At 69.7% G+C, this 25,759-nt stretch carries 18 protein-coding genes and 2 pseudogenes; 10 read left to right on the forward strand and 10 right to left on the reverse strand.

Annotated features, from left to right (window positions below):
• The first annotated feature begins 60 nt into the window (after nt 1-60).
• Nucleotides 61-396, forward strand: a complete 336-nt coding sequence (locus HHX31_RS36095; protein WP_396712313.1) for a hypothetical protein — start codon at nt 61-63, stop codon at nt 394-396.
• Here the strand turns inward: HHX31_RS36095 and HHX31_RS36100 are convergent.
• Nucleotides 348-650, reverse strand: a pseudogene (locus HHX31_RS36100) (cellulose binding domain-containing protein); the annotation flags it as partial. The gene HHX31_RS36095 and the pseudogene HHX31_RS36100 sit on opposite strands and share 49 nt — an antisense overlap.
• Before the next feature lie 67 nt (nt 651-717).
• Nucleotides 718-1,092: a cellulose binding domain-containing protein gene (locus HHX31_RS36105; protein ID WP_396712315.1), complete on the reverse strand. Its 375-nt coding sequence runs from the start codon at nt 1,090-1,092 to the stop codon at nt 718-720.
• On the opposite strand from HHX31_RS36105, the gene HHX31_RS36110 reads away from it, so the two are divergent.
• Nucleotides 1,019-1,207 carry a hypothetical protein gene (locus HHX31_RS36110; protein ID WP_396712317.1) on the forward strand — a complete coding sequence of 63 codons (189 nt, stop codon included), beginning with the start codon at nt 1,019-1,021 and terminating at the stop codon, nt 1,205-1,207. The two genes, HHX31_RS36105 and HHX31_RS36110, sit on opposite strands and share 74 nt — an antisense overlap.
• A 134-nt stretch (nt 1,208-1,341) precedes the next feature.
• Here the strand turns inward: HHX31_RS36110 and HHX31_RS36115 are convergent.
• The 4 genes and pseudogenes from HHX31_RS36115 to HHX31_RS31255 form a co-directional block, all read right to left on the reverse strand.
• Nucleotides 1,342-2,043: pseudogene (locus tag HHX31_RS36115) on the reverse strand (alpha/beta hydrolase family esterase); the annotation flags it as partial.
• Nucleotides 2,044-2,467: 424 nt separating this feature from the next.
• Entirely contained in the window at nt 2,468-3,526 is a 1,059-nt protein-coding gene (locus HHX31_RS31245) for a LacI family DNA-binding transcriptional regulator (protein WP_169952984.1), read from the reverse strand.
• Nucleotides 3,527-3,705: 179 nt separating this feature from the next.
• A complete protein-coding gene (locus HHX31_RS31250) occupies nt 3,706-6,105 on the reverse strand; it encodes a family 43 glycosylhydrolase (protein WP_169952986.1) in 2,400 nt (799 codons plus the stop codon).
• 63 nt (nt 6,106-6,168) lie between these two features.
• Nucleotides 6,169-9,081, reverse strand: a complete 2,913-nt coding sequence (locus tag HHX31_RS31255; protein ID WP_211590590.1) for a family 43 glycosylhydrolase — start codon at nt 9,079-9,081, stop codon at nt 6,169-6,171.
• Between the two features lie 414 nt (nt 9,082-9,495).
• Here HHX31_RS31255 and HHX31_RS31260 point away from each other — a divergent pair, with 414 nt between their 5' ends.
• The gene (locus tag HHX31_RS31260) at nt 9,496-10,782 is read left to right on the forward strand and encodes an MFS transporter (RefSeq protein WP_169952990.1); all 1,287 of its coding nucleotides are present in this window, start codon (nt 9,496-9,498) and stop codon (nt 10,780-10,782) included.
• 33 nt (nt 10,783-10,815) lie between these two features.
• Here the strand turns inward: HHX31_RS31260 and HHX31_RS31265 are convergent, their stop codons facing one another.
• Entirely contained in the window at nt 10,816-11,727 is a 912-nt protein-coding gene (locus tag HHX31_RS31265) for a fumarylacetoacetate hydrolase family protein (RefSeq protein ID WP_169952999.1), read from the reverse strand.
• A 103-nt stretch (nt 11,728-11,830) separates the two neighbouring features.
• On the opposite strand from HHX31_RS31265, the gene HHX31_RS31270 reads away from it, so the two are divergent.
• From HHX31_RS31270 to HHX31_RS31300, 7 genes are all read left to right on the forward strand, one after another.
• Nucleotides 11,831-14,230 carry a glycoside hydrolase family 3 N-terminal domain-containing protein gene (locus tag HHX31_RS31270; protein ID WP_211590591.1) on the forward strand — a complete coding sequence of 800 codons (2,400 nt, stop codon included), beginning with the start codon at nt 11,831-11,833 and terminating at the stop codon, nt 14,228-14,230.
• 167 nt (nt 14,231-14,397) lie between these two features.
• Complete coding sequence (locus HHX31_RS31275; RefSeq protein WP_169953004.1) at nt 14,398-15,420, forward strand: LacI family DNA-binding transcriptional regulator; 1,023 nt, start codon at nt 14,398-14,400, stop codon at nt 15,418-15,420.
• A 161-nt stretch (nt 15,421-15,581) separates the two neighbouring features.
• Nucleotides 15,582-17,771: an esterase family protein gene (locus tag HHX31_RS31280; protein WP_169953007.1), complete on the forward strand. Its 2,190-nt coding sequence runs from the start codon at nt 15,582-15,584 to the stop codon at nt 17,769-17,771.
• 163 nt (nt 17,772-17,934) lie between these two features.
• Nucleotides 17,935-19,326 (forward strand): extracellular solute-binding protein, encoded by a 1,392-nt coding sequence (locus HHX31_RS31285; RefSeq protein WP_169953012.1) that lies wholly within the window; start codon nt 17,935-17,937, stop codon nt 19,324-19,326.
• 73 nt (nt 19,327-19,399) lie between these two features.
• Complete coding sequence (locus HHX31_RS31290) at nt 19,400-20,341, forward strand: carbohydrate ABC transporter permease (RefSeq protein WP_169953014.1); 942 nt, start codon at nt 19,400-19,402, stop codon at nt 20,339-20,341.
• Nucleotides 20,341-21,222 carry a carbohydrate ABC transporter permease gene (locus tag HHX31_RS31295; RefSeq protein WP_169953016.1) on the forward strand — a complete coding sequence of 294 codons (882 nt, stop codon included), beginning with the start codon at nt 20,341-20,343 and terminating at the stop codon, nt 21,220-21,222. Before HHX31_RS31290 ends, HHX31_RS31295 begins: the two co-directional genes overlap by 1 nt.
• 64 nt (nt 21,223-21,286) lie before the next feature.
• The gene (locus HHX31_RS31300; RefSeq protein ID WP_249347184.1) at nt 21,287-23,014 is read left to right on the forward strand and encodes an IlvD/Edd family dehydratase; all 1,728 of its coding nucleotides are present in this window, start codon (nt 21,287-21,289) and stop codon (nt 23,012-23,014) included.
• Between the two features lie 12 nt (nt 23,015-23,026).
• Here HHX31_RS31300 and HHX31_RS31305 read toward each other — a convergent pair whose 3' ends face one another.
• Genes HHX31_RS31305 through HHX31_RS31315 form a run of 3 tightly spaced genes read right to left on the reverse strand, consistent with a single transcriptional unit; the run spans nt 23,027 to nt 25,664 of the window.
• A complete protein-coding gene (locus HHX31_RS31305) occupies nt 23,027-23,686 on the reverse strand; it encodes a response regulator transcription factor (protein ID WP_169953017.1) in 660 nt (219 codons plus the stop codon).
• Nucleotides 23,683-24,834: a histidine kinase gene (locus HHX31_RS31310; RefSeq protein ID WP_169953019.1), complete on the reverse strand. Its 1,152-nt coding sequence runs from the start codon at nt 24,832-24,834 to the stop codon at nt 23,683-23,685. Before HHX31_RS31310 ends, HHX31_RS31305 begins: the two co-directional genes overlap by 4 nt.
• Complete coding sequence (locus tag HHX31_RS31315) at nt 24,831-25,664, reverse strand: CPBP family intramembrane glutamic endopeptidase (RefSeq protein ID WP_169953020.1); 834 nt, start codon at nt 25,662-25,664, stop codon at nt 24,831-24,833. The genes HHX31_RS31310 and HHX31_RS31315 overlap by 4 nt, the downstream gene beginning before the upstream one ends.
• Nucleotides 25,665-25,759 lie beyond the last annotated feature (95 nt).

The raw sequence follows: 25,759 nt of genomic DNA on the forward strand, positions 1-25,759 counted from the left end.
GGCGAGTAGTGCATCGTCGAGGCGGAGTAGTAGTAGGTGTCACCGGCCCGGAAGATGTCGATGTCGGCCAGGTCGTCCCACAACACCGGGTTGGTGTACGTCGACGACGGCGGCCACGGCCCACCCGACGGCGACGGCGACGGCGACGGGGATGGCGACGGGGACGGCGACGGCGAAACCGGCGGGGACACCGAGGGCGAAGGCGAGGGCGACGCCGAAGGGCTGGCGCTGGGGCTGGGACTGGGGCTGGCGCTAGGGCTCGCCGAGGGGCTGGTGACGGTGCCGCTGCACGTGGTCCCGTTCAGCGCGAAGCTCGCCGGCACGGGGTTGGACGAGGTCCAGGCGCCGTTGAAGCCGAACGACGTGCTGCCGCCGGTCGAGATGCCGCCGTTGTAGGAGACGTTGGTCACCGTGACCTGCGCGCCCGACTGCGTGTAGTTGCCGTTCCACAGCTGGCTGATCGTCTGCCCGGCGGGGAACGACCAGGTCAGGCTCCAGCCGTTGACCGGGTCGCCGAGGTTGACCACGTCGACGTTGGCGCCGAAGCCGCCCTGCCACTGGCTGGTCACGGTGTAGGTGACCCGGCAGCCCGCGGCGGCCCGCGCGGAGCCTGCGGCCACGACTCCGAGGACGCTCAGCGCCGCGGCCATCCCGGCCGCGAGCCAGCGCCGATGTCTGATGAAGCGCACGGAGATCTCCAAGGGATAGGGGGAGTCGTCAGGAGACGGTGCAGGGGTTCCCGTTGAGGGTGAACGCGGTGGGCTTGGCGGCGTTGCCCGTGTGGGTGGCCTGGAAGCCGATCTCAGTGGTGGATCCGGGCGCGATCGTGCCGTTGTAGCTGACGTTCGCCGCCGTGACCTGGCCGCTGGTGGGCGAGTAGGTGGCGTTCCACCCGTTGGTGATCGTCTGCCCGCTGGGAAGCGTGAAGACGATCGACCAGCCGTTGATGGTGGACGAGCCGGTGTTGGTGACGGCGATGTTCTGCGTCAGGCCGTTGTTCCACGCGTTGACGGTCGCGGTGACCCGGCAGGCGCCCGATCCGCCGCTGGGCGACGGCGAGCTACTCGGCGACGGCGACGGCGACGGCGACAGGCTGGGCGAAGGGCTGGGTGACGGCGACGGGCTGGGCGACGGCGACGGACTGGGCGACGGGCTGGGTGATGGGGATGGTGTGGTGCCGTCGAGTCCGAGGAAGGAGATGGCGTAGGCGAGCTGGCCGTTCATCGGGAGTTGGTGGCCGATGCCGGAGATGCTGATGCCTTCGACGGTGGCCTGGGTGCCGGTGTTGCCGTAGCGGGTGCGGGTCCAGGACGACTGCGGCTGGTCGGTGTAGGCCGGGGTCTGGCTCAGGCCGTTGAGGTTGGTCCACTGTTTGATCTCCTCGCCGAAGTTGGGGTAGGCGAGGGTGGTGTCGGTGGTGCCGTGCCACAGTTGCATGCGGGGGTAGCGGCCGGTGTAGCCGGGATACATGGCGCGGGCCTGGTCGCCCCACTGCTGGGCGGTCTTGATGAGGTTGCCGCCGGAGCACTGGCTGTTCCACAGGGATCCGTTGGTGGTGGCGAAGCATCCGGCGGGCACGCCGGAGAAGGCCGAGCCGGCGGAGAACACGTCGGGGTACTGGGCGGCCAGGACGTTGGTCATCATGGCGCCGGAGGAGAAACCGCTGACGACGATGCGGGCGGGGTCGACGTTGTAGCGCTGGCGGGTGTAGGTGACCATCGACATGATGGCGGTGGAGTCGCCGCCGCCGTCGCGCCGCAGGGCGGCGGGGGTGGACACGTCGAAGCACTTCTCGCTGCGGGTGGCTTCGGGGACGACGATGATGTAGCCGTAGCGGTCGGCGGCGGTGACGTAGTCGTGGCCGTTGCCGTTGAAGATGGCGCCGGCCGATCCGCCGCAGTAGTGGACCAGGACCAGCAGGGCCGGCCGGGCGGCGACCCTGTCGGGCACGTAGAGGTACATGTTCAGGTTGGTCGGGTTGTTGCCGAAGCCGGTGATGCGGGTCAGCGACGCGGCCGTGGCCGGCTGGGCCGCCAGGAGCATGCTCGCGATCACCACAGGCAGGGCGGCGGCCGCCAGGATCGCTCTGAGCCTTCGTTTCACGGGATCGTCCTTTCGTACGGCGCCCTGCGGGGCGGGCGGGATCGTCGGGCCGTGACGCGAGGTCTTGTTAGCGTTAACATCTGACCCTCCGGCCCACCCATCTCTGCCGCCGCGGAGCAAATACGACGCGGAGAGTCCTCGTCAAGCGCCGCGCGCACGGGCGTCCTGGCCCTCCGGCGCGGTCAGGCCGTTCCACCTGCCGCGGCGAGACGCGGACGCGTCGCGTGGAGAGCGGGCGCCACTGAAACGTTCAGCGCGGCGGCGGCCGTCGAAGGCGTCCGCGAGGGAGCCGCGGAAACGTGCGGCACTCCCCGATCCGATCGGCGCAGCGTGCGAGCGTGCTGGGGAGGAAGGCGGCCGAAACTTACCGGGAAATGCCCTTGATGCTTTTCGCGACCGGTGGTGCGGTGCTGCCGCGTACGACGAGCGCCGTGGCGAACTCCTGACGGTTGTGCGCGAGGGGTTCGCCTCTGGCGAGCGTCACCAGCATCCTGGCGGCCGCCGCCGCCATCTCGCTCAGCGGCTGGTGGACCGTGGTCAGCGGCGGGATGGTCCAGCGCGTCGGGGGCATGTCGTCGAACCCGATGACGCTGAGGTCGGCGGGGACGCGCAGCCCCAGCTGGTGGGCCGCGTGGTAGACGCCGATGGCCTGGCCGTCGTTGGAGGCGAAGATGGCGGTGGGCGGGTTCGCCAGGCGCAGCAGGCGGTGCGTGTGGGTCAGGCCGTCCTCGATCTGGTAGTCACCCTGGCAGATGAGGTCGGGGTCGACGCGCACGCCGGCGGTGTCGAGCGCCGCGCGGTATCCGTCGAGACGGGCCCGGCTGGACAACGCGTGCGGCGGCCCGGTGATGATGGCGATCCGCCGGTGGCCCAGCTCCAGCAGATGGCGGGTGGCGCTGAGGCCACCGTTCCAGTTGCCCGCGGCGACGGAGGGGGTGCGGTGGCCGGGGTCGCCCGTCGGGTCCAGGAGGACGAGGGGGATCCTGCGGGCGGCGAGCCGTTCCCGCTGCAGGCCGGTCAGGTCGGAGAAGACCGCGATGACGCCGGTCGGGCGGCGGATGAGCACGTCCTCCAGCCAGTCGACGCCGGGGGTGTGGTTGCCCTGCAGCTCGGAGATCGCCACGGCGAGATGGTGCTCGCGGGCGACCTTCCCGACGCCACGGACGATCTCCGTCGGGTAGTCGCCCGCCAGTTCGTGGAAGACCAGCTCCATCACGGCCGCGGGGCTTGAGCGCCGTCGCTGCCTGCGGAAGCCGTGCTCCCTGATGAGGTCCTCGATCATCGCACGGGTCTCCGGCGCCACCGCGGAGCGGCCGTTCACGACCTTGGAGACCGTCGCCTTCGACACTCCCGCGAGCTCGGCGAGTTGGGCGAGGGTCAGCGGCTCTGGTTCGGATGCGGACGGCTCGTCGACAACGGTCACACGGCGCAGTCTAATAGCAAGTTGCGTGCATATCTCTAAATGTTTCGGTCGTTACGACCATGAAATCCGTGAACTACCCCTCTGGAGTCAGATAGCGTGGCCGAAATGTTTCGGCGGCTGGGGTCTCTGCGGGCCTCTGGCAGGGTGCCGGCCGGCCATGTGGCCGGCCGGCACCCGGCTCAGGTTCCGCAGGAGGAGGCCGGCGTCGCGGCGTAGGCCGCGTCGTAGGACGAGGTGACCTGCGTGCCGCCGATCGTCGCGGTCCCGGTCACGGTGACCGTGCCCGCGTCGATCCGCCCGGCCCGGGTGTTGAAGGACTGGTACGCCTGCTTGCCCGGGGCCACGTCGGCCACGGTCCTGGAGCCGTACGGGGTGGTGAGGGTGATCGTCGCGGGGACCTCACCGGCGTTGACGGCGGTCACGGCGAGGTACGCCGAGGTGCCGACGCACCGGGCGGAGGCCGTCACGGTCAGTTCGACCTCCGGCGAGGAGGCGGCCTCGAAGGACCAGGAGTCGACCTCGAAGAGGTCCGCGCCCCCGGGCCCGGCGTAGGTGAAGTACACGTCGTGCACGCCGGTGACGCCGCCGAGCGTCGCGCTCGGCTTCGTCCACTCGCCGAGCGGACCGTCGACCGGGATGGTCGCGACCACGGGCGAGGTGCGGCCGTCCAGGCGAACCTCGATCTTGCCGCCGGCCGCGAGCGGGCGCACCTTCGCGGTGACGCGGGCGGCGCCGTCCTCGCCGAAGTCCACCTTCGCGAGCGAGGTCCAGTCGCCGTTGTCGATGTCGTACAGCACGAGGTTCGGCGCCTGCGCGCCGAACTCCTCGGACGCGCCGTCGGTCTTCTTCGTCGCGATGCCCTGCTGCCAGGCGATCGTCTCGGCCTCGATCACGCGGTACGGGTCGAGGTCGCGGACCTGCTCGACGCCCTTGTAGTCGCCCCGCACCTCCTTGATCGTGCCGTCGGCGTTGAAGTCGAGCTTGGCGAGGTGCGGGCTGCGGAAGCCCTGGGTGGCGCCGCCCGTGATCCGGCTGTTGAGGGTCTGGGCGTGGTAGGTGAAGTAGTACTGGTCGCCGAGCTTGAACACCGACTGGTGGTTGTTGCCGCCGGCGCCGAAGTAGGTGCCGGGGTTGCGGAAGATGACGCCCTTGTACGTCTCGGGCGTCCAGGGGCCCATCGGGCTGTCGGCCATGAGGTAGGCGATCGCCCCGGTGGGCGGGCCGTTGGGGTCGATCGGGCCGCCGAACCCGAAGTTCGACGAGTAGGAGTAGTAGTACTTGCCCTCGCGCTTGAACACGTGGCCGGCCTCGAAGACGAGCGGCGCGTCGATGACCTCCGCCGAGCCCTTCGTGCTGATCATGTCGTCGCCGAGCCTGATGACCCGGGTGGACTTCGGGTGGTTGGTGTTCTCGGCGCTGCGCGTCCCGTCGTCACCGCCGCCGCCGAAGTAGAGGTAGGCCTGGCCGTCGTCGTCGATGAACACGCCCGGGTCGAACAGCCAGTTGATGCCGTTGGACGCGCCCGGCGTCGAGCTCGTGATGAGCAGGCTGCCGCGCTCGTCGTGCCACGGGCCGACCGGCGTGTCGCCGACGATGACGCCCGAGGAGCCGCCGCTGTTGGCGAAGTACAGGAAGAACTTCTCCTTGCCGTCGACGACCTTGCTCTCCATGGCGGGGGCCCAGGAGTTGCCCGCGTAGCGGGCGACGCCGCCCGAGCCCGCGACGGGAATCTCGCCGTGGTCGACCCAGTTCACGAGGTCGTCGGACGAGATCACCGTGATGGTGTTGATCCCGGCGTACGTGTTCGTGGGGGAGACCCCGGTGGGACCCGGCTTGTACTCCTGGGTGTCGTTGGTCATGTAGATGTACACGCGGCCGTCGTGGACGAAGGCGTTGCCGTCCGCGCCGAACTTGTGGGAGATGAGCGGGTTGCCCTCGCCGGGGTTCTTGCCGAGCGCCTCGATGGTCGTCGACGGGGTGAACTCCGCGACGGACACGTCGTCGGCCTTGAAATCCATCAGGTGGGTGTTCGGGTCGCTCGCCGGGTTCGACGTCCAGGGCGTCTCGAGGAAGAGCCTGGCGGTCGTGACGCTCTGGCTCGCGGGGATCGTGAACGTGCCCTGGATGAGCCCCCACTGCCCGCGCGCCACGGTCACCGTGCCGACGTTCGTGTAGGTGGAGCCGCCGTAGTGCATGGTGGCGAAGAACTGCTTGGTCGCCGGGCTGCTCGGGTTCTCGTACTTCACCCGCGCCGTGATGGCGTACGTCTTGCCGGCCTGCACCTTGCCGGACAGGTCCTGCATCGGACCGGAGCCGGTCGTCTTGCGCTCGGTGACGAGCACGGCGCTCGATCCCGTGTACGCGTCCGTCGTGGGCGACAGCGTCGCGCCGTCGGTCGCGTTCCCGTTGTTGGTGAACCAGCCGGTGAGGCCGTCCTCGAACCCGCCGTTCACGATGATGTTCGTGGCGGCGGCCTGGACCGGCCCCGCCGGCGCGGCGACCCCGGTGGCCAGCATGGCGCCGGCCACCGCCAGGGCGGCGATCCGCCGCCTGGTCGTCCTTCGAACACGCTGCAACACGCGATATCTCCTTTGTGCCGGGGTGGTGGCCTCGTCGTGGGGACCGAGGCCACCGCGGGGGTGTCAGCGGCAGGCGGCCGCGGTGTAGGGCGTGTCGTAGGACGAGGTGACCCGCGTGCCGCCGATGGTCGCGGTCGCGGTCACGGTGGCCGTGCCCGCGTCGATCTGTCCTGCGCGGGTGTTGAAGGACTGGTACGCCTGCTTGCCCGGGGCCACGTCGGCCACGGTCGTGGAGCCGTACGGGGTGGTGAGGGTGATCGTGGCCGGCGCCTCGGCGTTGTTGACGGCGGTGACCGCGACGTACGCGGACGAGCCGATGCAGCGGGAGGAGGCCGTCACGGTCAGCTCGACCTCCGGCGTGGCGGTCTTGAGCGTGCCGAGCCGGGCGAGCTGGAAGCTGAGCGCCCGCTCCGGCGCGTCGATCTGGTTCTGGGTGCCGAACCGTCCGGCCCGTGCCGCCTTGGCGTCGGCGAGCGCGTCCCGCGCCGCCGTCCAGGCATCGGCAGGGTAGTCGCGCTCGTCGAGCGTCTCGGCGTACGCGATGGCGGCGTCGAGCGCGCTCGTGTCGAGCGGCTTGTTCTGCGCGGTCAGCGTGTCGCTGAGCAGGTAGTAGTCGAAGTCGACGTGCCCGCCCTTCTCCCGCGTCGCGTAGTTGAACAGGCCGACCCGGTGTCCCATGAAGTGGGAGAGGCTGCCGTCCAGCGTCTGCGGGCCGACGCGGCCGCCCAGCGGGGTCCATTCCAGCCCGTCGAGGCTGTAGTAGAAGGTCGTCCACAGCTGGCCGACCGGCGAGCTGAAGTCGAGGTCCGCCTTGACGTACACCTCGGTGGCGTCTCCCAGCGGCACCGTCGTGCCCGGCACGAAGCTCTCCAGCGTCGCCTGGTTCAGGTCGGCCGCGAACGGCTGCCCGCGGTTGACGACGCCCAGCGTGTTCTGGCCGTCGACGCGCTTGACGGCGGCGTACGAGAACCCGCGGTTGTAGGCGGCGAGGCCCGCGACGTCACCGTTCTTCATGCCGGAGATGTCCATCTTGGTCTCGACGGACTGCCGAGGTCCGAACGTACGCTGCGAGAGCGTGTTGCGCGCCTCCTCGAACCAGGCGAGCTCGTCCCGGCCGGAGAGCTTGGTGTAAACGTACGCGCCGGTGACCACCTTGCCGGTCGTCAGCCGCAGCCATCCGTCCCGGTCGGTGAGCGACCAGTAGCGGTTGTCGGGGGCGTGGTTCCACTGCCACACCGGGTCCAGCCGCGATCCGTTGGGGGCGATCTCCTCCTCGGACGGGCTCTCGATCGTCACCGGCTGCCCGACGATCGAGACGTCGTCGACCAGATACTCCACGCTGGACGACGCCGGCTGGGGGTTGGCCCACGGCGTCTCCACCGCGAACTTGAAGTTGTCCACGTTCGCCGTCGCCGGGACGGTGTAGCGGCCGGACACGGTCGTCCACTGACCGGCGGGAACGTTCCCCGACGTCATCGTCTGGACGCCGGCGCCCCAGTCCGCGACGAGGTTGAAGCGGATGCTGCTCGGGCCGGAGGTGTACTTGATCCTGGCGGACACGGTGTAGGTCACGCCGCGCTGCATCTTGCCGTTGAGGTTCTGGTTGGGGCCGGAGCCGTTGAGCGTGCGGTCGCTCACCTTCAGCGCCGCCGACCCCGAGGCCGGGTCGGTCGTGTCACGGCTGATCGTCGCGCCGTACTGCGTGCCCCACGGCGAGACCGAGCCGGCCTCAAAGCCGGGGTTCTGGAGCAGTTCGACGCCGATGAGCGACTCGTCGTACGTGGGCGGTGCCGGGACCGTCCACGTCTCGTCCATGTACGGCATGTGCGGGGCGTCGTTGGCGAAGTCGTCGGAGGCGACGATGCTCTTCTGCCGCTCGAACGTCTCCTCCTGCGGGCTGAGCGTGATCGGCTTGGGGAACGTGCCGTCCACCGGCACGACCCCGTTGCCGCCGAACGTCGGCCAGCCGTCCTGCCACGTCGCGGGGATGAGCGCGGGGATGCGCCCGATCGGGAACGTGTCGCGGAAGAACATGCCGTACCAGTCGGTCGCGCCGCCCGCGCGCGAGATCGGGACGAGGCTGCCCTGGGCGAAGCCGTTGGAGTTGAGCACCCCGCGCGCCTCGTAGGTGTTCGAGCCGTCCACGGAGGTGTAGCGCCCGAGCAGGTCCTTGGAGCGGAACATGACGACCTGGCGTCCCTGCCCGGACGGCCAGGTGATGATGACCACGTAGTAGTAGCCGTTGATGTGGAAGACCTGGGCGCCTTCGAACAGTCCGCCGATGAACGGCTTGCCGGCGTAGTCGTTCGCCGTGAAGATGCTCGGAAAGTCCCTGTCGATGCCTGACATGTCGGACTTGAGGCGGACGGCGCTCGTGCTGCCCGAGCCGTAGAAGATGTACGGCGTGCCGTCGTCGTCGAAGAAGAGCGACGGGTCGTGCAGGCCCCGGCCGAGCGGCGTGCGCGTCCACTTCCCGTTCTCGATGTCGTCGGTGCTGTAGAGGTAGGCGCCGCCGAGGTTGTTGGTGTTGAAGACGACGTAGTACCTGCCGTCGTGGTAGCGGAGCGACGACGCCCACTGGCCCTGGCCGTACGAGTTCTGCCCGTTGCGCAGGGAGAACGCGTCACCGATGTCCGCCCGGTCGAACACGTAGCCGGCGATCTGCCAGTTGACGAGGTCGTAGGACTTCATGATCGGCGCGCCGGGGCTCAGGTGCATCGTCGTGCTGATCATGTAGTAGACGTCCCTGTGCTCCTTGTGCTCCGCGGCGGGGACGCGCTCCACGCTGATATCCGGCACGTCGGAGCGCAGGATCGGGACGGAGTACGTGCCGTCGCCCCTGTCCGCCGACGTGTACGACGACTCGGGCGACCATTCGGCGGCGGCGTTCGCGACGCCGCCGGTGGGGACGAGGGCGGCGCAGAGCAGCACGCCGACGGTCGCGAGTATCGCCGGGTATCGGCGCTTTCCGGGCACGACAAACTCCTCGGGGTGGGGGTGATGGCAGGCGATGCCTGGCGTGAGGATTCGCGGTGTTGTCGGTGATGTCGTCGTGATGGGGCCAGGAGACGGGCGCTTCATGAGGCGGTGTTAGCTGTGCCGGCGATACCGGCGATACCGGCGATACCGGCGATACCGGCGATACCGGCGATACCGGCGATACCGGCGGCTTCGGTGGTGCTGGTGGCGCTGGTGGTGCGAGCGATCGACGAGACTCCCTCATTGTGTTAGCGCTAACATTTTTACCTGGATGTAACAACCGCGATCTTCCGTGAACGTAAGCGGCCCCACGCGTGCTGTCAAGACTCTGAGGCCCGCACGGAAGCCCGATACGGGGTGTCCGTAACGGGGCTCTTGCGGGCTCCGCCCGCTCGGGATTCATTGCTAACCATGCGCAGTCGCTGGCGGAAGCCCGGCCTTCCGCGCCGTCCCGGTGACGGTTCCCTGGCGCGAAACCGGGAGTTCCGCCTGCTGTGGTGCAGCTTCACGATGTCGGTGGCGGCCGACCAGATCTTCCCGGTCACGGTCACCATCGCGGCGCTCGACGCGGGCGGCACGGCCTCGACCGTCGGGGTGATCTTCACCTGCCGGTGGGTCGCGATCATCGTGTTCGCGCTGGTGGGCGGGCTGTGGGCGGACCGGCTGCCGCGCCGTACGGTGATGGTCGCCTCGCTGGGCTTCCAGTGCGGGGTGGCCGCCGTCGGGTTGTCCGGCATGGCCTCCACCTGGTTCCTCGGTCTCCTGGTCTTCCTCGTCGGAGCGGCGGAGGCGTTCCACCGGCCGGCGTACCAGGCGTGCCTGTCCTCCGTGCTGACCCCCGCGCAGCGGCCGGCCGGCGCGGCGCTGATCGCCGTCTCCTGGCGGCTCGGCGCCGTCACCGGGCCCGGCATCGGGGCGTACGTCGTGACGGTGTGGTCGGCCGGGGTCGGGTTCCTCGCCGTGCTGACGGCCTACCTGTTCGGGCTCGCCCTGCTCCTGCCGCTGCGCGAGCCCGTGGTGAGGGCATCGCGGCGGGCGTCGGCCCTGCGGGAGATCGGCGACGGCCTGTCCGAGGTCTCACGGCGGCGGTGGGTCCTGGGCGTCATCGTCGCCGTCGCGCTCCAGCAGATGCTCACGATCGCGCCGGCGCAGGTCCTGCTGCCGCTCGTCTCCCGGGAGACCTTCGGCGGCGACGCCGTGTACGGCACCGCCCTCGCCGTGCTCTCGGTCGGGGGCTTGGCGGGCGGGCTGATCGGCATGACGTGGCGGCCCGCCCGGCCGGGGCTGGCCGCGATCACCGGGCTCGCCCTCTACGGCGTCGTGCCGCTCGCGCTCGCCTGGCCGGTGACGCGGGAGTTCGTGTACGCGTGCTACGTCGCCGCCGGTCTCGGCCTGGAGATCTTCGCCGTGCAGTGGGTGGTGAACCTCCAGAGGGAGATCCCGCCGGAGCGGCTCGCCCGGGTCACCTCCGTCGACTGGCTGGCCGCCTCGGTCATGACACCTCTCGGCCTGACGCTGACCGGTCCCGTCGCCGCGGCGGTCGGCCGTTCGACGCTGCTGCTCATCAGCGCGGTCGCCGGGTTCGCCGTGCCGATGGCGACGATCTTCCTGCGTGGGATGTCGCGTTTCCGGAGCGACGTGGCTCCGCTCGGCGGGGGGCCCGCTCCGGAGGAGACCCCGTCGCTCAGGACGCCGTGAGCCGTCGCCGCATCAATGGGGCGTCAGGGAGCGTCAGGGGGGCGTCAGGAAGCCGAAGTGGTCCTTGCCCACGACGACCCGGTTGCGGAGCGCGCCGACGTCCTCGATGGCCACGGTGACGAGGTCGCCCGCGTGCAACCGGAAGTCGAGTTCGGGCACGAGGCCGGTCCCGGTGGAGAGCACGGCCCCGTGGGGATGGTTCTCCGAGTGGAACAGATAGGCGGTCAGTTCGGTGAACGGGCGCTTGATCTGGCTGGTGGAGGTCGTGCCGTCCCAGACGACCGTGCCCTCGCGGGTGACGGTCAGGCGGATGGCGAGGTCGGTGGCGTCGATCTCCCACGCGGGCCTGATCCCGGCGGAGAGCGCGCACGCGCCGGCGTACGTCTTGGCCTGCGGCAGATAGAGCGGGTTCTCGCCCTCCACCGACCGTGAGCTCATGTCGTTGCAGACGACGTAGCCGACGATCTCCGCGAACCGGTTGACCACGAGCGCCAGTTCGGGCTCGGGAACGTTGAGCGCCGAGTCGGAGCGGATGCCGACGGGTTCGCCGTCGGTGACCACCCGCCAGGCGGGCGACTTGAAGAACAGCTCGGGACGCTCGGCGTCGTAGACCAGTTCGTAGACGGACTTGAGCGCGCTCTCCTCCACGCGCGCGTCCCTGGAGCGCAGGTAGGTCACACCGGAGGCCCAGACCTCGATGGCGCCGTCCACGGGCGCGAGCAGCCGCACCTCGCTGACCAGGCCGTCGGGAGCGGCCTCCGCGCAGATCCGTTCGATCTCGTCCTTCGGCTGCTGCAGGAGCTCCCAGACGCCGTCGACCGGCAGGGTGGACAGGACGCCGTCGTTCGCCACCGCGACGCGCGGGCGGTGGTCGGCCGGCCGCCGATACCTAACGATGTGCACTCCGGGTTTCCCTTCCGTCGTGACGTACTCGACCTCGGGCATCGGTCCGGGCCGCTCCAATGCGAACTCTGGACAAGTCATTGTGAATCGGCGACGGTGGCGTTGTAAACGTTACCGATTACGTTTGCAATGAATGGGGGATCGGGTGACAAACGTGCGTCAGGAGTCCGGGGCGATCTACACCGATCCGGCCGCTCCCGTGGGAGAGCGCGTGGCGGATCTGCTCGGCCGGATGACCAGAGAGGAGAAGCTCGCGCAGCTCGGCAGCGTCTGGGCGTTCTCGTTGATCGACGGGGGCGAGTACTCCGAGGAGCGGGCGCGGGCGGTGCTCCGCCACGGCCTCGGGCACGTCACCCGGATCGCCGGGGCCACCAATCTCAGGGCCGCCCAGGTGGCGCGGGTGGCGAACGCGATCCAGCGGTTCCTGGTGACGCGGACCCGGCTGGGGATCCCCGCGATCGTGCATGAAGAGGTGTGCTCCGGCGTGATGGCGCGCGAGGCGACGATCTTCCCCCAGGCGATCGGCGTCGCGAGCACCTGGGAGCCCGAGCTCAACCGGCGACTGGCGGACGCCGTACGCGCGCAGATGCGCGCGATGGGCGGCCACCAGGGGCTCTCGCCGGTGCTCGACGTGGTGCGGGACCCGCGATGGGGCCGCACCGAGGAGACCTACGGGGAGGACCCCTACCTGGTGTCCCGCATGGGCGTGGCGTTCGTCCGGGGCCTCCAGGGCGACTCTCCGGCGGACGGCGTCATCGCGACGGCCAAGCACTTCGTCGGCTACGGCGCGTCCGAGGGCGGGCTGAACTGGGCGCCCGCGCACCTGCCGCCCCGCCTGCTGCGGGAGGTGTATCTGTATCCGTTCGAGGCGGCGGTCCGCGAGGCGGGCCTTCGGTCGGTGATGGCCGGATACCACGAGCTGGACGGGATCCCCTGCCATGCCAACCGGGAGTTGCTCACCGACGTCCTGCGCGGCGAGTGGGGCTTCACGGGCACCGTCGTGTCGGACTACTTCGCCGTCGACGATCTCCACTCCTACCACCGCTTCGCCGAGGACAAGCGGCGGGCGGCGGTCTCCGCGCTCACCGCGGGCACCGACGTCGAGCTTCCCGCGACGGACGCGTACGCGGAGGCGCTGGCAGGCGCGCTGGACGCCGGCGAGGTCGGCGAGGCGGAGCTGGACGAAGCGGTCGCACGGCTCCTGCGGCACAAGTTCGAGCTCGGCCTGTTCGAGAACCCTTACGTCGACGAGACGGCGGTCGCGGCGACGGTGAACGCCGAGCGGCACCGGGAGGTGGCGCTGGAGACGGCTCGCCGCAGCCTCGTCCTGCTCAAGAACGACGGCGTCCTGCCGTTGCGGCCCGGCGCCGGCACGGTCGCCCTCATCGGGCCGAACGCCGACAACGCCCGGCATCTGCTCGGTGACTACTCCTTCGCGGCGCACGTCGAGTCGTTGCTGGAGGCCCGTGAGCGCAAGGGCCTGCTCGGCCAGGCGATGACGGTGCCCGACGACCTCGAGATGGAGGAGAGCACGGACGGGGTGCCCACGGTGCGCGACGAGCTCGCGGCCCGCCTGGGCGACCGGCTGCGCTACGCGCCCGGGTGCGACGTGATCGACACGTCGAGGGCGGGTTTCGACGAGGCGGTCGCGGCGGCCGCGGCCGCCGATGTCGCGGTGCTGGTCCTCGGGGACCGTTCCGGGCTGACGACCAGGGCTACGACGGGGGAGTCGAGGGACCGGTCGAGCCTGGAGCTGCCCGGCGTCCAGGAGGACCTGGTCCGCGCCGTCGCGGCCACCGGCACCCCCGTCGTGGCGGTGCTGGTCGCCGGCCGGCCGGTCGGCGGCGACTTCCTGCACGAGGAGTGCGCGGCGGTGCTGCTGGCCTGGCTGCCCGGGCAGACCGGGGCGCGGGCGATCGCCGAGGTGCTGCTCGGCGAGGTGAACCCGAGCGGGAAGCTGCCCATCTCCTACCCGCGCTCCGTGGGCCAGCTGCCCGTCTTCTACGCGCACAAGGTCTCCGGCGGGCGGTCGCACTGGCACGGCGACTACGTCGATTCGCCCGTCGGCCCGCGATACCCCTTCGGACACGGGCTCGGGTACGCCCCGTTCGTCGTCGAACACGCCGCGCTGGACCGCGCGGAGGTGACCGCGGGTGGCAGCGTCACCGTGGAGGTCACCGTGGCCAACACGGGAGATCGCGCGGGCGAGGAGGTCGTCCAGCTCTACATCAGGGACCCGCAGGCGTCGGTCACCCGGCCGGTGCTGGAGCTGAAGGGCTTCGCCCGCGTGGGCGCGGATCCGGGGCGGCGGACCGCCGTACGGTTCGGCCTGCCGACAGGTCAGCTCGGTTTCTACGACCGCGCCATGGACTACACCGTAGAAGCCGGACATATTGAGGTCTATGTCGGTTTCTCCTCCGGCGCTCTTACCCTCGCGGGCGCGTTCGCCGTAACCGGCGGCGCGGACGGGTCCGAGGTCCGAAAGGCCTACACGGGCACCGTCAGCGTCGTGGAAGCGCCGCCTGCGCTCACGCGGCCGAGATGACGGAACGGCAGGTGAGACGGGGGAATCCGAGCGATCCCGCCACCTCTTTTTCGGACACAGGGCCGCGAGCTGACAAGCCCGAAATGGGTCTTGTGTTGGCATTAGTTATCGCCTACGTTAAACGTTGGAAACGTAACCGATAACGATTGCAACATAGAGAGGGTGGCATGGCCGACGGCGCTACGCCGGTGACGATGAGCGACGTCGCGCGTCTCGCGGGCGTCTCGACCGCGACGGTGTCGCGGGTGGTCAACGGGCGTTACGGCGTCAGTGCCAGCACCATCGCGCAGGTCCGTTCCGCCATCGAACGACTGGGCTACGAGTCGAGTCTCGTGGCGACGAGTCTGCGCCGCAGCCGCACCAACGTCCTCGGCCTGGTGACCCACAGCTTCCAGTCCTATACGGCCGAGGTGCTCAAGGGTGTGATGGAGAGCCTGTCCCAGTCGGGGTTCGACCTGATCATCTACGCCAACAGCGATCTCTACGGGACCTACTCGGAAGGCTGGGAGCAGCGGCACCTCACCCGGCTGTCGGGCACGCTCACGGACGGATGCATCGTGGTCACGCCGTGGGGCGAGGTGCGGAGCAGCACTCCCGTCGTCGTCATCGATCCGGTGCGGGACTCGACGGTGCCGTCCGTGACGGCCGACAATCTCGCCGGCGCCACTGAGGTGGTGGAGCACCTGCTCGGCCTCGGCCACCGGCGCATCGGATTCATCGCGGGCCGGTCCAGCCTCGCGGCCGCCTGGTCGCGTGAGGAGGGTTACCGCAGGGCGCTGGCCGAGGCGGGAGTCCCGGCCGATCCGACGTTGATCGGCAGGGGGGACTTCAATCCCGAGTCCGCGATCCCGCTGGCGCGCGCGTTGCTGGAAAGGCAGGACCGGCCGACGGCGATCTTCGCGGCGAGTGACGGGATGGCCCTGAAGGTCCTGGAGGTCGCGAAGGAACTGGGGCTCGGCGTTCCCGGCGACCTGTCGGTGGTCGGATTCGACAACATCCCTGAGTCGGCGCTGGCCGAGCCGGCGCTGACCACGGTGGACCAGTCGATGTACCGCCTCGGATACGAGGCCGCCCACATGCTGAAGTCGCTGGTCACCGGTGAGTGGGAGGGCCCCCGCCAGATCCTGCTCCCGACCCGGCTGGTGGTCCGCGGATCCACCGCGCCACCGCACATCACACAGGGAGCCTGAGACCACGCACAGGTGCACCATCCAGGTGCACCCGGCGTACAGGAAAGACATCACACGATGACGAACGGAGGTACGACAGCACAAACCGCGTCACGCGCACCGAAAAACACGGTCGGCTAAGCGGCCCTACCCGCAGTCGACCATGAAAAGGAGTTTTCGGTATGAGCTTACTGTACGAGTCACTGTATCACGGCAGGTCGCGTCCTCCGGGCGCGAGACGGCTCCCGGCAATGATCGTCGCCGGGGTCATGGCGCTCACCGCGGTGGTGCTCGCGCCGCGGCCGGTCGCGGCGGCCACGCCCTGGCTGAGCGTCTCGGACGACGGCTACGCGTCGTTCAGCGTCCCTGCGGCGGACGTCCAGGCCGGCATGGGCCAGGTGTCCCAGGTCGTCGTCGAGGGGAACTTCGGCCCCTCCTCCACGTGGGTCGAGTTCGGCCTGAGCCGTGGGGGCAGCGCCTGGACGGGCGTCCTCGGCCCGCTCAAGCCCGGGCTGTACTACTACCAGGTCACGGGCGACGACACGAAGAGTCTCAAGGACCCGACGAACAGCACCACCGTGGCGTCCAAGCCCCTGTGGAGCACCTTCCTCGTCCCGGGTGACTCGGCCCGCCTGCTGGCGGACGCGCCCGAGGGGCAGGGCGGCAGGGTCGAGACCCTGACCTACCAGGTCAGGAAAGAGGAGCGGTCGGCTCTGGTCTGGACGCCGCCGGGATACTCGGCCGCGGGCGGCAAGCCGTATCCGGTGCTGTACCTGCAGTCCGGTGCGGACCGGAGCGCCGGCGACTGGCTCGACCTCGGTCGTGCCAGGCAGATCCTCGACAACCTGTCGGCCGGCGGCGCCATCGAGCCGATGGTAGTCGTGATCACCGATGGTCGCGGACCTGACGACGACAAGGGACTCAAGGACCTCCGCAAGGCGGTCGGTGACGCCTACCGCGTCCATCGTGACCGGGAGCACCAGGCGATCGCCGGGGTGGCGGAGGGCGGGTCGCAGGCGTTGCGCGCCGCGCTGGCCAAGCCGGGCGAGTTCGCGTACGCCGGTTCGTTCTCCGGCCTCCTCACGGAGGTCGCCGGCGGGAAGCCAGGTCCCGGGCCGAATCCCGGTGTCAAGCTGCTGCGGTTGTACACCGGGAACGTGACCGATCCCGCGTACAACGCGACGGTCCGCCTGACGAAGGCGCTGGACCGCGCGCGCATCGAGTACGAGTTCGACGGGGTCAACCCGGACGGCGGGGCGAACTGGACCGCCTGGCAGGAGAACCTGGCCGATTTCCTGCCGCGGCTGTTCCGCACGACGCCGGAGCATGGTCCGAGCGCCGGGCACGGGCCGCTGAAGGGCGAGTTCAGCCCACCGGCGGCAGGCACCACCCCGACGCCGTTCGTGAAGGACGGCTTCGTCACCTTCGAGACCACGACGGACTTCAAGGACGCCAAGCACGTCACGGTGTGGGCGAACATCGCTCCCGGCGGGAGTTGGCTGCGCGTCCCGCTGTCCCGCGACGGCGACCGGTGGCGGGCGACCGTCGGCCCGTTCGAGCCGTGGTTCTACTACTACCGGCTCATCGTGGACCGGGTCGCGGTCAAGGACGCCTCCAACCCGACGAAGGTGACCTCCGAACCGGCCTGGAGCACCTTCCTCGTCCCCGGCGAGAGGGCACGCCTGCTGTCGGACGTTCCCGCGGGTCAGGGCGGGAACGTCGAGAGCCTGACGTACCGCAGCACGGTGGCGAACCAGGACAGGACCGCGCTGGTGTGGACCCCGCCTGGCTATGATCCGGACCGCGCGGAGCCGTACCCCGTCTTCTACCTCCAGCACGGCAGCGGCCAGAGCTACACCGACTGGGTCGAGATGGGCCGAGCCAAGCAGATCCTCGACAACCAGTTCCTCGACGGGGATCTGGTGCCGATGGTCGTCGTGATGGGCAACGGCAACAGCTCCAACTTCACCAGGGAACTGCTGGAGAACATCGTTCCCGCGGCCCGCGCCCGCTACAACATCTCAAGCGACCCGTCGCAGCAGGCCCTGGCCGGCCTCTCGATGGGCGGTGGACAGACGATCGGGGTGCTCAAGGCGTACCCCGGCCGGTTCGCCTACATCGCGGCGTTCTCGGCCGGGTTCGGCGGCAGCGCGGGCGTCGACGTGGCGGCGATCAACAACGGCACCAAGCTGCTGCGCATGTACGTCGGCGATGTGACCGACTTCGTCTATCCGTCGTTCATGGCGGGGCTGACCACGATGGACAGCCTCGGCGTCCGCTACGAGTTCGACGGGGTCACCCCCGGGCCGCACGGCTGGGACGTGTGGCAGAAGAACCTCATCGACCTGGCGCCGCGCTTGTTCAAGCGCTGACCAGGACCGCCAAGCACGTGGGCGTGTGAGCGCTCACATCGAAGATCGGCACGAGGTGTGGGGCGCGGGTCCGGCATCCGCGTCCCGCACCGGCCGATCGCCCGGCCTCAGCGGCGGCGCATGGACCCTCGTGCGCTGTGACCCCGAAGGGGAGATCATGTCAATGAAGACGAAAAGACTGCTCGTCACGGCGGCCATGCTCGCTGCCGCGAGTGCCCTCGCCGCCTGTGCCCCCGACGCTGGAGGGGGTGGCGGCGCCGCGGGTGGCAGCGCCCCGGCCGCGAACGACGCGGGCGGGAACAACGCGAGCAACTGCACGAACACGATCAGCAAGAAGGACCTGCCGGTCGTGACCTTCTGGGGCTGGTACCCCAACATGCAGCTCGTCGTCGACAACTTCAACAAGCAGAACAACGAGGTGCAGGTCTGCTGGACCAACGTCGGCCAGGGCGGTGACGAGTACGACAAGTTCCAGACGGCCATCTCGGCGGGCACCGGAGCCCCCGACGTGATCATGATCGAGGCGGACCGGATCCCGACCTTCCAGATCCAGAAGGCGCTCGTCGACATCAAGCAGTACGGCTTCGACGCGGTGAAGGCGAACTACAGCGACGGCGCGTGGAAGGACGTCTCGATCGGCGGCGCGGTCTACGGCGTGCCGGTCGACGGCGGCCCGATGGCGATGATCTACCGCAAGGACGTCTTCGACAAGTACAAGATCACGCCGCCGAAGACGTGGGCCGAGTACGAGCAGGCGGCGCAGAAGGTGAAGGACGCGGGAGGCCCGCTGTTCGGCGACCTGGGCGCGAACGTGCCGGCCGTCATGATGGCGCTGCAGATCCAGAAGGGCGCCTCTCCGTACACCTACGATCCGGCGCAGCCCGAGTCGATCGGCATCAAGCTGAACGACCAGGCGTCCAAGGAAGTGCTCGACTACTGGGGAGGCCTCGCCAAGAAGGGCCTGGTCGGGACGCAGGACCAGTTCACGCCTGAGTACATCGCCGGTGTGGTCAACGGTAAGTACGCGACGTACATCTCGGCGGCGTGGGCGCCCGGCTACCTCACCGGCGCGGGCGTCGGCAAGGGCGAGGACACCGGCAAGTGGGCGGTGGCGCCGCTCCCGCAGTGGGATTCCGCCAACCCGGTGCAGGTGAACTGGGGCGGGTCGGCCTTCTCGGTGACGAGCCAGGCGAAGAACCCAGAACTCGCGGCGAAGGTGGCGTACGGCTTATACGCCGACGACGAGTCGCTCACCGACGGCTGGACCAACCAGATCATCTTCCCGCTGAACCTCAAGGCGCTCAACAGTTCCGAGTTCGTGGACCTGAAGGTGGGGTTCTTCGACGGCCAGCAGGCGAACAAGGAGGTCTACGTCCCGGCGGCGAACGCCTACAAGGGCATGACCTACGCCCCGTTCGGCCAGTACTACTTCGACGCCATGACGAAGCAGATCAGCGCGGTCATCGACGGCTCCGTCAGCGGTGCGCAGGCAGCGGACCGGCTCCAGGAGGACGTGGTGGGCTACGCCAAGGAGCAAGGCTTCACCGTCCAGTGACACACGCGGGTGGGCCGGGTGTCTCCGGCCCACCCAACCGTACCCCCCGGCATCGACCTCCCCGGAGCCCACAATGACCCTCCTGGTCAAGGAGAGCGCAGCGAGCACTCAGGAGAAAGCGCCCAAGATCCGCGGCAAGGTGCGACTTCGCGAGCACCTGATGGGGTGGGTCTTCGTGGGGCCGTTCTGGCTCGTCTTCCTGGCGTTGCTCATCGCGCCGCTCGCGTACGCGCTGTATCTCAGCCTGTGGCAGAAGAAGCTGATCGGCGGCACCAGCTTCGTCTTCCTTGGCAACTACGTGAAGGCGTTCACCGACCCGACATTCCTGTCCGGTGTGTGGTTCGTCGTCCGTTTCTCCCTGGTCGCGATCCCGCTGCAGATCCTCGTCGCGCTCGCGATGGCCCTCATCGTGGACGCCGTGACCTCGCTGTTCACCCGGTTCTCCCGCCTCATGATCTTCCTTCCCTACGCGATTCCCACGGTCATCGGGGCGGTCATGTGGGGGTTCCTGTACAGCAAGAGCTTCGGGCCGCTCACCGACATCTTCGGCCTGTTCGGCGCGCCCGCGCCCGACTTCTTCAGCAAGAACCTGATCTTCTACGGCCTGGTCAACGTCGTGACCTGGCAGTGGGCCGGTTACTACATGATCATCCTGTACGCGGCGCTCCAGGGCATCGACCCGACGCTCTACGAGGCCGCCCGCATGGACGGCGCAGGCAAATGGCAGATCGCGCTGCGGATCAAGATCCCGCTGATCGCCCCCGCGCTGCTCCTGATCCTGGTCTTCTCGCTCATCGGCACCCTGCAGTTCTTCAACGAACCACAGATCCTGAGATACCTCGCGGCCGGCACGATCGCACCGGGATTCACCCCCAACATGTATGCGTACCAGCAGGCGTTCGGGCTCGCGAACTTCAACTACGGATCGGCGATCTCCTTCGCGCTCGGCGGGGTCGTGTTCGTCTGCGTCTACGCCTTCCTGTTCTTCACCCGCAAGCGGAGGAGCTTCTTCTGATGACCGGCAGCTCCCGCGCCGGCGCACGCCGCCGTGCCCAGCGCCACCTCCCCCTGCAGATCTTCCTCGGCTTCCTGGTCGTGTACTTCCTGGTGCCGTTCTGGTGGGTCATCGTCAACAGCTCCAAGGACGCCCCCGGCCTGTTCGGCGGCAGCAACACCCTGTGGTTCGCCGGCGAGATCGACTACATCGGCAACCTCCAGCGGCTGTTCACCTACGACGGCGGCATCTACGGCAGGTGGATACTCAACTCCACGCTGTACGCGTTCGCGGGCGGGATCGGGGCCACGATCCTGGCCGTCATGGCCGGCTACGGATTCGCGAAGTACCGCTTCGCCGGCAGGCGCTTCAGCTTCTCCGTCCTGCTGGGCGCGTTGATGGTGCCGGCGACCGCGCTGGTGATCCCCACGTTCATGATGTTCTCCGGGCTCGGCCTGACGAACACGATCTGGGCGGTGATCCTCCCGTCGCTGCTCAACCCGTTCGGCGTCTACCTGATGCACGTGTACGCGCGGGACGCGGTTCCCGACGAGATCCTGGACGCGGCGCGGGTCGACGGCGCGGGCGAACTGCGGACGTTCCTCCAGGTCGCCTTCCCGCTGATGCGGCCGGCGGTGGTCACGGTGCTGCTGCTGTCCGCCGTGGCGTCCTGGAACAACTACTTCCTGCCGCTCGCCATGCTCTCCGACAACCGCCTCTTCCCCGTCACCGTCGGGCTCGGCCTCTGGCAGGGGATCGCCTCGGCGAACAACTCGGGTAGTACCTCCCTTTGGAGCCTCATCATCCTGGGCGCTCTCGTGTCGGTGATCCCGCTCGTCATCGCCTTCTTCACCCTCCAGCGGCACTGGCGCGGCGGACTGTCCGTCGGCGGCCTGAGATAGCCGCGGCCGAGTGTCCAGCAGCCGACAGATACGCAGCCGACAGATATGACAGAGAGGTAAGCCGATGTCGATGACGAATCGCCCGCTGCGCAGCCAGGAGTGGTTCGGGGCGGAGGGCCGCAACGGATTCATCCATCGGTCGTGGATGCGCAACCAGGGGTTCGCGGACGACGTATTCGACGGCAGGCCGGTGATCGGCATCGCCTCGACGTGGTCGGAGCTGACGCCGTGCAACGCCCACCTGCGCGACCTGGCCGAGTCGGTGAAGCGCGGCGTGTGGGAGAGCGGCGGCCTGCCGCTGGAGTTCCCGGCGATGAGCCTGGGGGAGCCGTTGATGCGGCCGACGACCATGCTCTACCGCAACCTGCTGGCGATGGAGGCCGAGGAGCTGATCCGGGCCAACCCGCTCGACGGGGTGGTGCTGCTGTCCGGCTGCGACAAGACCACCCCCGGGCTGCTGATGGGCGCGGCCAGCGTCGACCTGCCCACCCTGATGGTCACCGGTGGTCCGATGCTGAACGGCAAGTTCCGCGGCAGGGACATCGGGTCGGGCACAGACGTGTGGCGTTTCACCGAGGAACTGCGCGCGGGCCGGATGACGGCGGCCGACTGCTCCGAGGCGGAGATCTGCATGTCCCGCAGCCGCGGGCACTGCATGACCATGGGAACCGCCTCAACAATGGCCTGCGTGACCGAGGCGCTCGGCGTCCAGTTGCCGGGGTCCGCCGCCATCCCCGCGGTCGACTCCCGCCGGTACGCGCTCGCGCACGCCGCCGGGCGCAGGATCGTGGCCATGGTCGAGGAGGACCAGCGGGTGTCCACGGTGCTCACCCGCGACGCCTTCGAGAACGCCATCCGGGTCAACGCGGCGATCGGCGGCTCCACGAACGCCGTGGTGCACCTGCTCGCGATCGCCGGCCGCCTCGGTGTGCCCCTGACGCTCGAGGACTTCGACGCGCTCACCGCCGACGTGCCCATGCTGGCGAACCTGATGCCCTCCGGGACGTACCTGATGGAGGACTTCGCGTACGCGGGCGGGCTCCCGGCGTTGATGAAGGAGATCGCCCCCCTGCTGAACCTGGACCACGTCACCGTCAGCGGGAAGAGCGTGGCCGACAACATCGGCGCCGCCCAGTGCTGGAACCGGGAGGTCATCGGCACCATGGCGGAGCCGTTCCAGCCCGCCGGGTCGGGCACCGTCGTGCTGCGCGGGTCGCTCGCGCCGTCCGGGGCCGTGCTGAAGGTCTCCGCCGCCTCGCCCCACCTGCTCAGGCACACCGGGCCCGCGCTCGTGTTCGACCGGATCGAGGACTACATCGCCGTCGCCGACGACCCGGACCTGGACGTCACCGTCGACACGGTCATCGTGGTGCGGAACGCCGGGCCACGCGGCTATCCGGGGTTCCCCGAGGTGGGCAACATGCCCATGCCGCGGCGGCTGCTCACCGCGGGGGTCACCGACATGCTGCGGATCTCCGACGCCCGCATGAGCGGCACCGGCTACGGCACCTGCGTCCTGCACACGGCCCCGGAGGCGTCGGTGGGCGGGCCCCTCGCCCTCGTGCGCACCGGCGACCTGATCCTGATGGACGTCCCGGCCCGCCGCCTGGACCTCCTGGTCGACGCCGCGGAACTGGAGCGCCGCCGTGCCGCCTGGCAGCCACCGCGGCCGCCCGCCGACCGTGGCTGGGTGCGCCTGTACAGCGAGCATGTCCTCCAGGCCGACAAGGGCGCGGATCTCGACTTCCTCACCGGCGGGAGCGGCAGCGCCCCGCCGCGCCACTCGCACTGAGGCGTGCGGGTCTCAGGTCACCAGGCCCCTGCGGTAGGCGTAGACGACCGCCTGCACGCGGTCACGCAGGCCGAGTTTGGTGAGGATGCGTGAGACGTACGTCTTGACGGTCTCCTGGCTGATCACCAGTTCCACGGCGATCTCGCCGTTGGACAGGCCGTCGGCGATGAGGCGCAGCACCTCCAGCTCGCGCGGGGTCAGCGCGATGTCGTCCGGCGTGCCGGCGGCGGGCCGAATCCGCGCCGCGTACCTGCCGACGAGCTGCCGCGTCACCTCGGGCGCCAGCAGCGCGGCTCCCGTCGCGACGGTGCGGATGCCGTGCAGCAACTGCGCCGGTGGGGCGTCCTTGAGCAGGAACCCGCTCGCCCCGGCGCGCAGCGCCTCGTACACGTACTCGTCCAGGTTGAACGTCGTCACCACGAGCACCTTGACGGGGTGCTCGACCCCGGCGCCGGCCAGCAGACGGGTCGCCTCTATGCCGTCGAGCACCGGCATGCGCACGTCCATCACCACGATGTCCGGGTGCAGGCGGCGGGCGAGGTCGACCGCGGCGCGGCCGTCCCCGCACTCGCCCACCACCTCCAGGTCGGGCTGCGCGTCGATGATCGTCGCGAACCCGGTGCGGATCAGCGCCTGGTCGTCGCAGACCAGGACCCGGACCGGCGCGTTCACGACGCGCTCCCGACCGGGATGCGTGCCCGCACGACGAAGCCGCCGTCCGCCCGCCGGTCCGCGCTGAACTCGCCGCCCAGGGCGTCGACCCGTTCACGGAGCCCGGCGAGGCCCTGCCCGCTCCCGCCGGGTGAGCCGGCCCGCGACCCGGGGTCATCGGTGCCGACCTCCACGGTGATCTCCTTGTCTCCGTAGCGCACCCGGACCACGGTGGGGCTGCCGTGCGCGTACTTGAGGGCGTTCGTCAGGGACTCCTGCACGACCCTGTAGGTCACGAACTCGGCGCTTCCGGCCGGTTCCGCCGGCTTGCCCTCCTCGGCGAACTCCACCGGCTGCCCGGCCTGGCGTGTCTGCTCCACGAGCGTGTGAAGCTCGCCGACGGACGGCGTCCTGACGTCGTCGTGGTCGGGATTGAGCAGGTCGAGCAGGTGCCGCAGGTCGGCGATGGCCCGCCGGCCGGTGTCGGTGATGGCGCTCAGCGCCGCGTCGAGGCGATCGGGCGCGGCGGTCAGATAGCGTGCCGCCTCGGCCTGTACGACCATGGCCGTCACGTGGTGGGTCACGACGTCATGGAGTTCGCGGGCGATGCGGGTGCGTTCGGCGGCGCGGGTGGCCTCGGCGATGTGGCGGCGGCGTTCGGCCTCGGCCGCCCGGGTGGAGCGCAGCCAGGCCCCGATGCCCCACGCGAGGACCAGCGTCAGGTAGAACACCACGTAGCCCTCCACCTTCTCGGTCGCGCCGAGCCGGCCGAGCGCGACCGCCAACGGCAGGTACGCCGCGGACAGGAGGAGCGCGGTGGCGCGCCGGTGGCGCTCCAGATGGGCGCCCGCGCTCATGAGCGCGATGGACATCGAGTTGCTCGCGAAGACGTGGTAGGCGCGGATCTGGTCGAGGACGAAGCCGAGCGACACCAGGGCCAGGCACACGGCCGGCCACCGGCGGCGCACGGCGAGCGGAAGGCACTCAAGCGCGATCACCACGAACGTCAGTGCGTCGAAGGGACGGATCGGCAGGTCCCCGACCTGCGTCCCCTTGCCGTGGAGCGCCGGCAGGAGCGACACGACGGCCATCAGCAGCCCGAGCGGCGCATCCCGGACGACGACGTCGCACCGCCGCCACAGGTCGCTGACCCGCCGTAAGTCGATCACTGGGCGAGCGTAGCGGCCGCGTCCGCCCGGGCGCCGCGCCGCATGGGGACCAGGTTGCCGCGCCGGTGGGCCAGCCACAGGAACGCGACCGTCAGCAGCAGGCCGACCACCACCGCGTACGGGCTGGCCTCCGGGCCGAAGTCGCCGCCGGTGAGCAGGGCGGGGCCCGACGTCACACCGTTCAGCAGCCCCTGCGTCGCGCCGTTGCCGGAGACCTCGGTGCTGAAGATGCCGGCCGCGGCGAAGTTCCAGCCGAAGTGCAGGCCGATCGGCAGCCACAGGGTGCGGGTGGCGGCGTAGGCGGCGGCGAGCATGCCTCCGGCCTCGATCGCGACGGCGATCGCGCCCCACAGGCTGGCGTGCTGGTTGGCCAGGTGCATCAGGCCGAACACCAGGCCGGTCAGCGTCAGCGAGATCCACGTGCCGGCCCACTGCTCGACGATCCGGAACAGGACGCCGCGGAAGATCAGCTCCTCCGTCACGGCGGCCGCGACCATGAAGCCGAGCAGTCCGGCCGCACCCGCCACCGACCCGAGACCGTCGACTCGGTAGCCGCCGAGGAAGGCGATGTTGACGATGACGGCCGCGAACATCCCGGCACCGATCAGCAGCCCTCGGCCGACGGCGGCGACCGCGCCTTCTCCGGCCACCTCCACCGGCGTGCGGCGCTCGGACCATCGCACCGCCCAGCCGTACACGAGCACCGCGAGGACGGCTGTCGCGACGCCTAGGACCAGGGTCAGGAACGCGTTCCCCTGCACCGCGCCCACGACCGCGCCGCCGGCCAAGGCGACCAGCACGACAGGCACGAGCTGCTTCAACAGTCGCATGACACTCCTTGGGAGACACCACTGGGAGATTCCGCGACCGGAGCGCCGCGGCTACGCCGAGAACGCTAGGGATCCGGCGGCCGGGAATCGTCACC

The sequence above is a fragment of the Microbispora sp. H11081 genome (genome assembly GCF_012999535.1).
Classification (GTDB): Bacteria; Actinomycetota; Actinomycetes; order Streptosporangiales; family Streptosporangiaceae; genus Microbispora.

Bases quoted from the DNA above. Each gene is read 5' to 3' on its own strand.
- HHX31_RS36095 (WP_396712313.1), top strand. From the start codon at position 61: ATGTCGGCCAGGTCGTCCCACAACACCGGGTTGGTGTACGTCGACGAC.
- HHX31_RS31260 (WP_169952990.1), top strand. From the start codon at position 9,496: ATGCGCAGTCGCTGGCGGAAGCCCGGCCTTCCGCGCCGTCCCGGTGAC.
- HHX31_RS31265 (WP_169952999.1), bottom strand. From the start codon at position 11,727: ATGCCCGAGGTCGAGTACGTCACGACGGAAGGGAAACCCGGAGTGCAC.
- HHX31_RS31275 (WP_169953004.1), top strand. From the start codon at position 14,398: ATGGCCGACGGCGCTACGCCGGTGACGATGAGCGACGTCGCGCGTCTC.
- HHX31_RS31280 (WP_169953007.1), top strand. From the start codon at position 15,582: ATGAGCTTACTGTACGAGTCACTGTATCACGGCAGGTCGCGTCCTCCG.
- HHX31_RS31285 (WP_169953012.1), top strand. From the start codon at position 17,935: ATGAAGACGAAAAGACTGCTCGTCACGGCGGCCATGCTCGCTGCCGCG.
- HHX31_RS31290 (WP_169953014.1), top strand. From the start codon at position 19,400: ATGACCCTCCTGGTCAAGGAGAGCGCAGCGAGCACTCAGGAGAAAGCG.
- HHX31_RS31295 (WP_169953016.1), top strand. From the start codon at position 20,341: ATGACCGGCAGCTCCCGCGCCGGCGCACGCCGCCGTGCCCAGCGCCAC.
- HHX31_RS31300 (WP_249347184.1), top strand. From the start codon at position 21,287: ATGTCGATGACGAATCGCCCGCTGCGCAGCCAGGAGTGGTTCGGGGCG.
- HHX31_RS31315 (WP_169953020.1), bottom strand. From the start codon at position 25,664: ATGCGACTGTTGAAGCAGCTCGTGCCTGTCGTGCTGGTCGCCTTGGCC.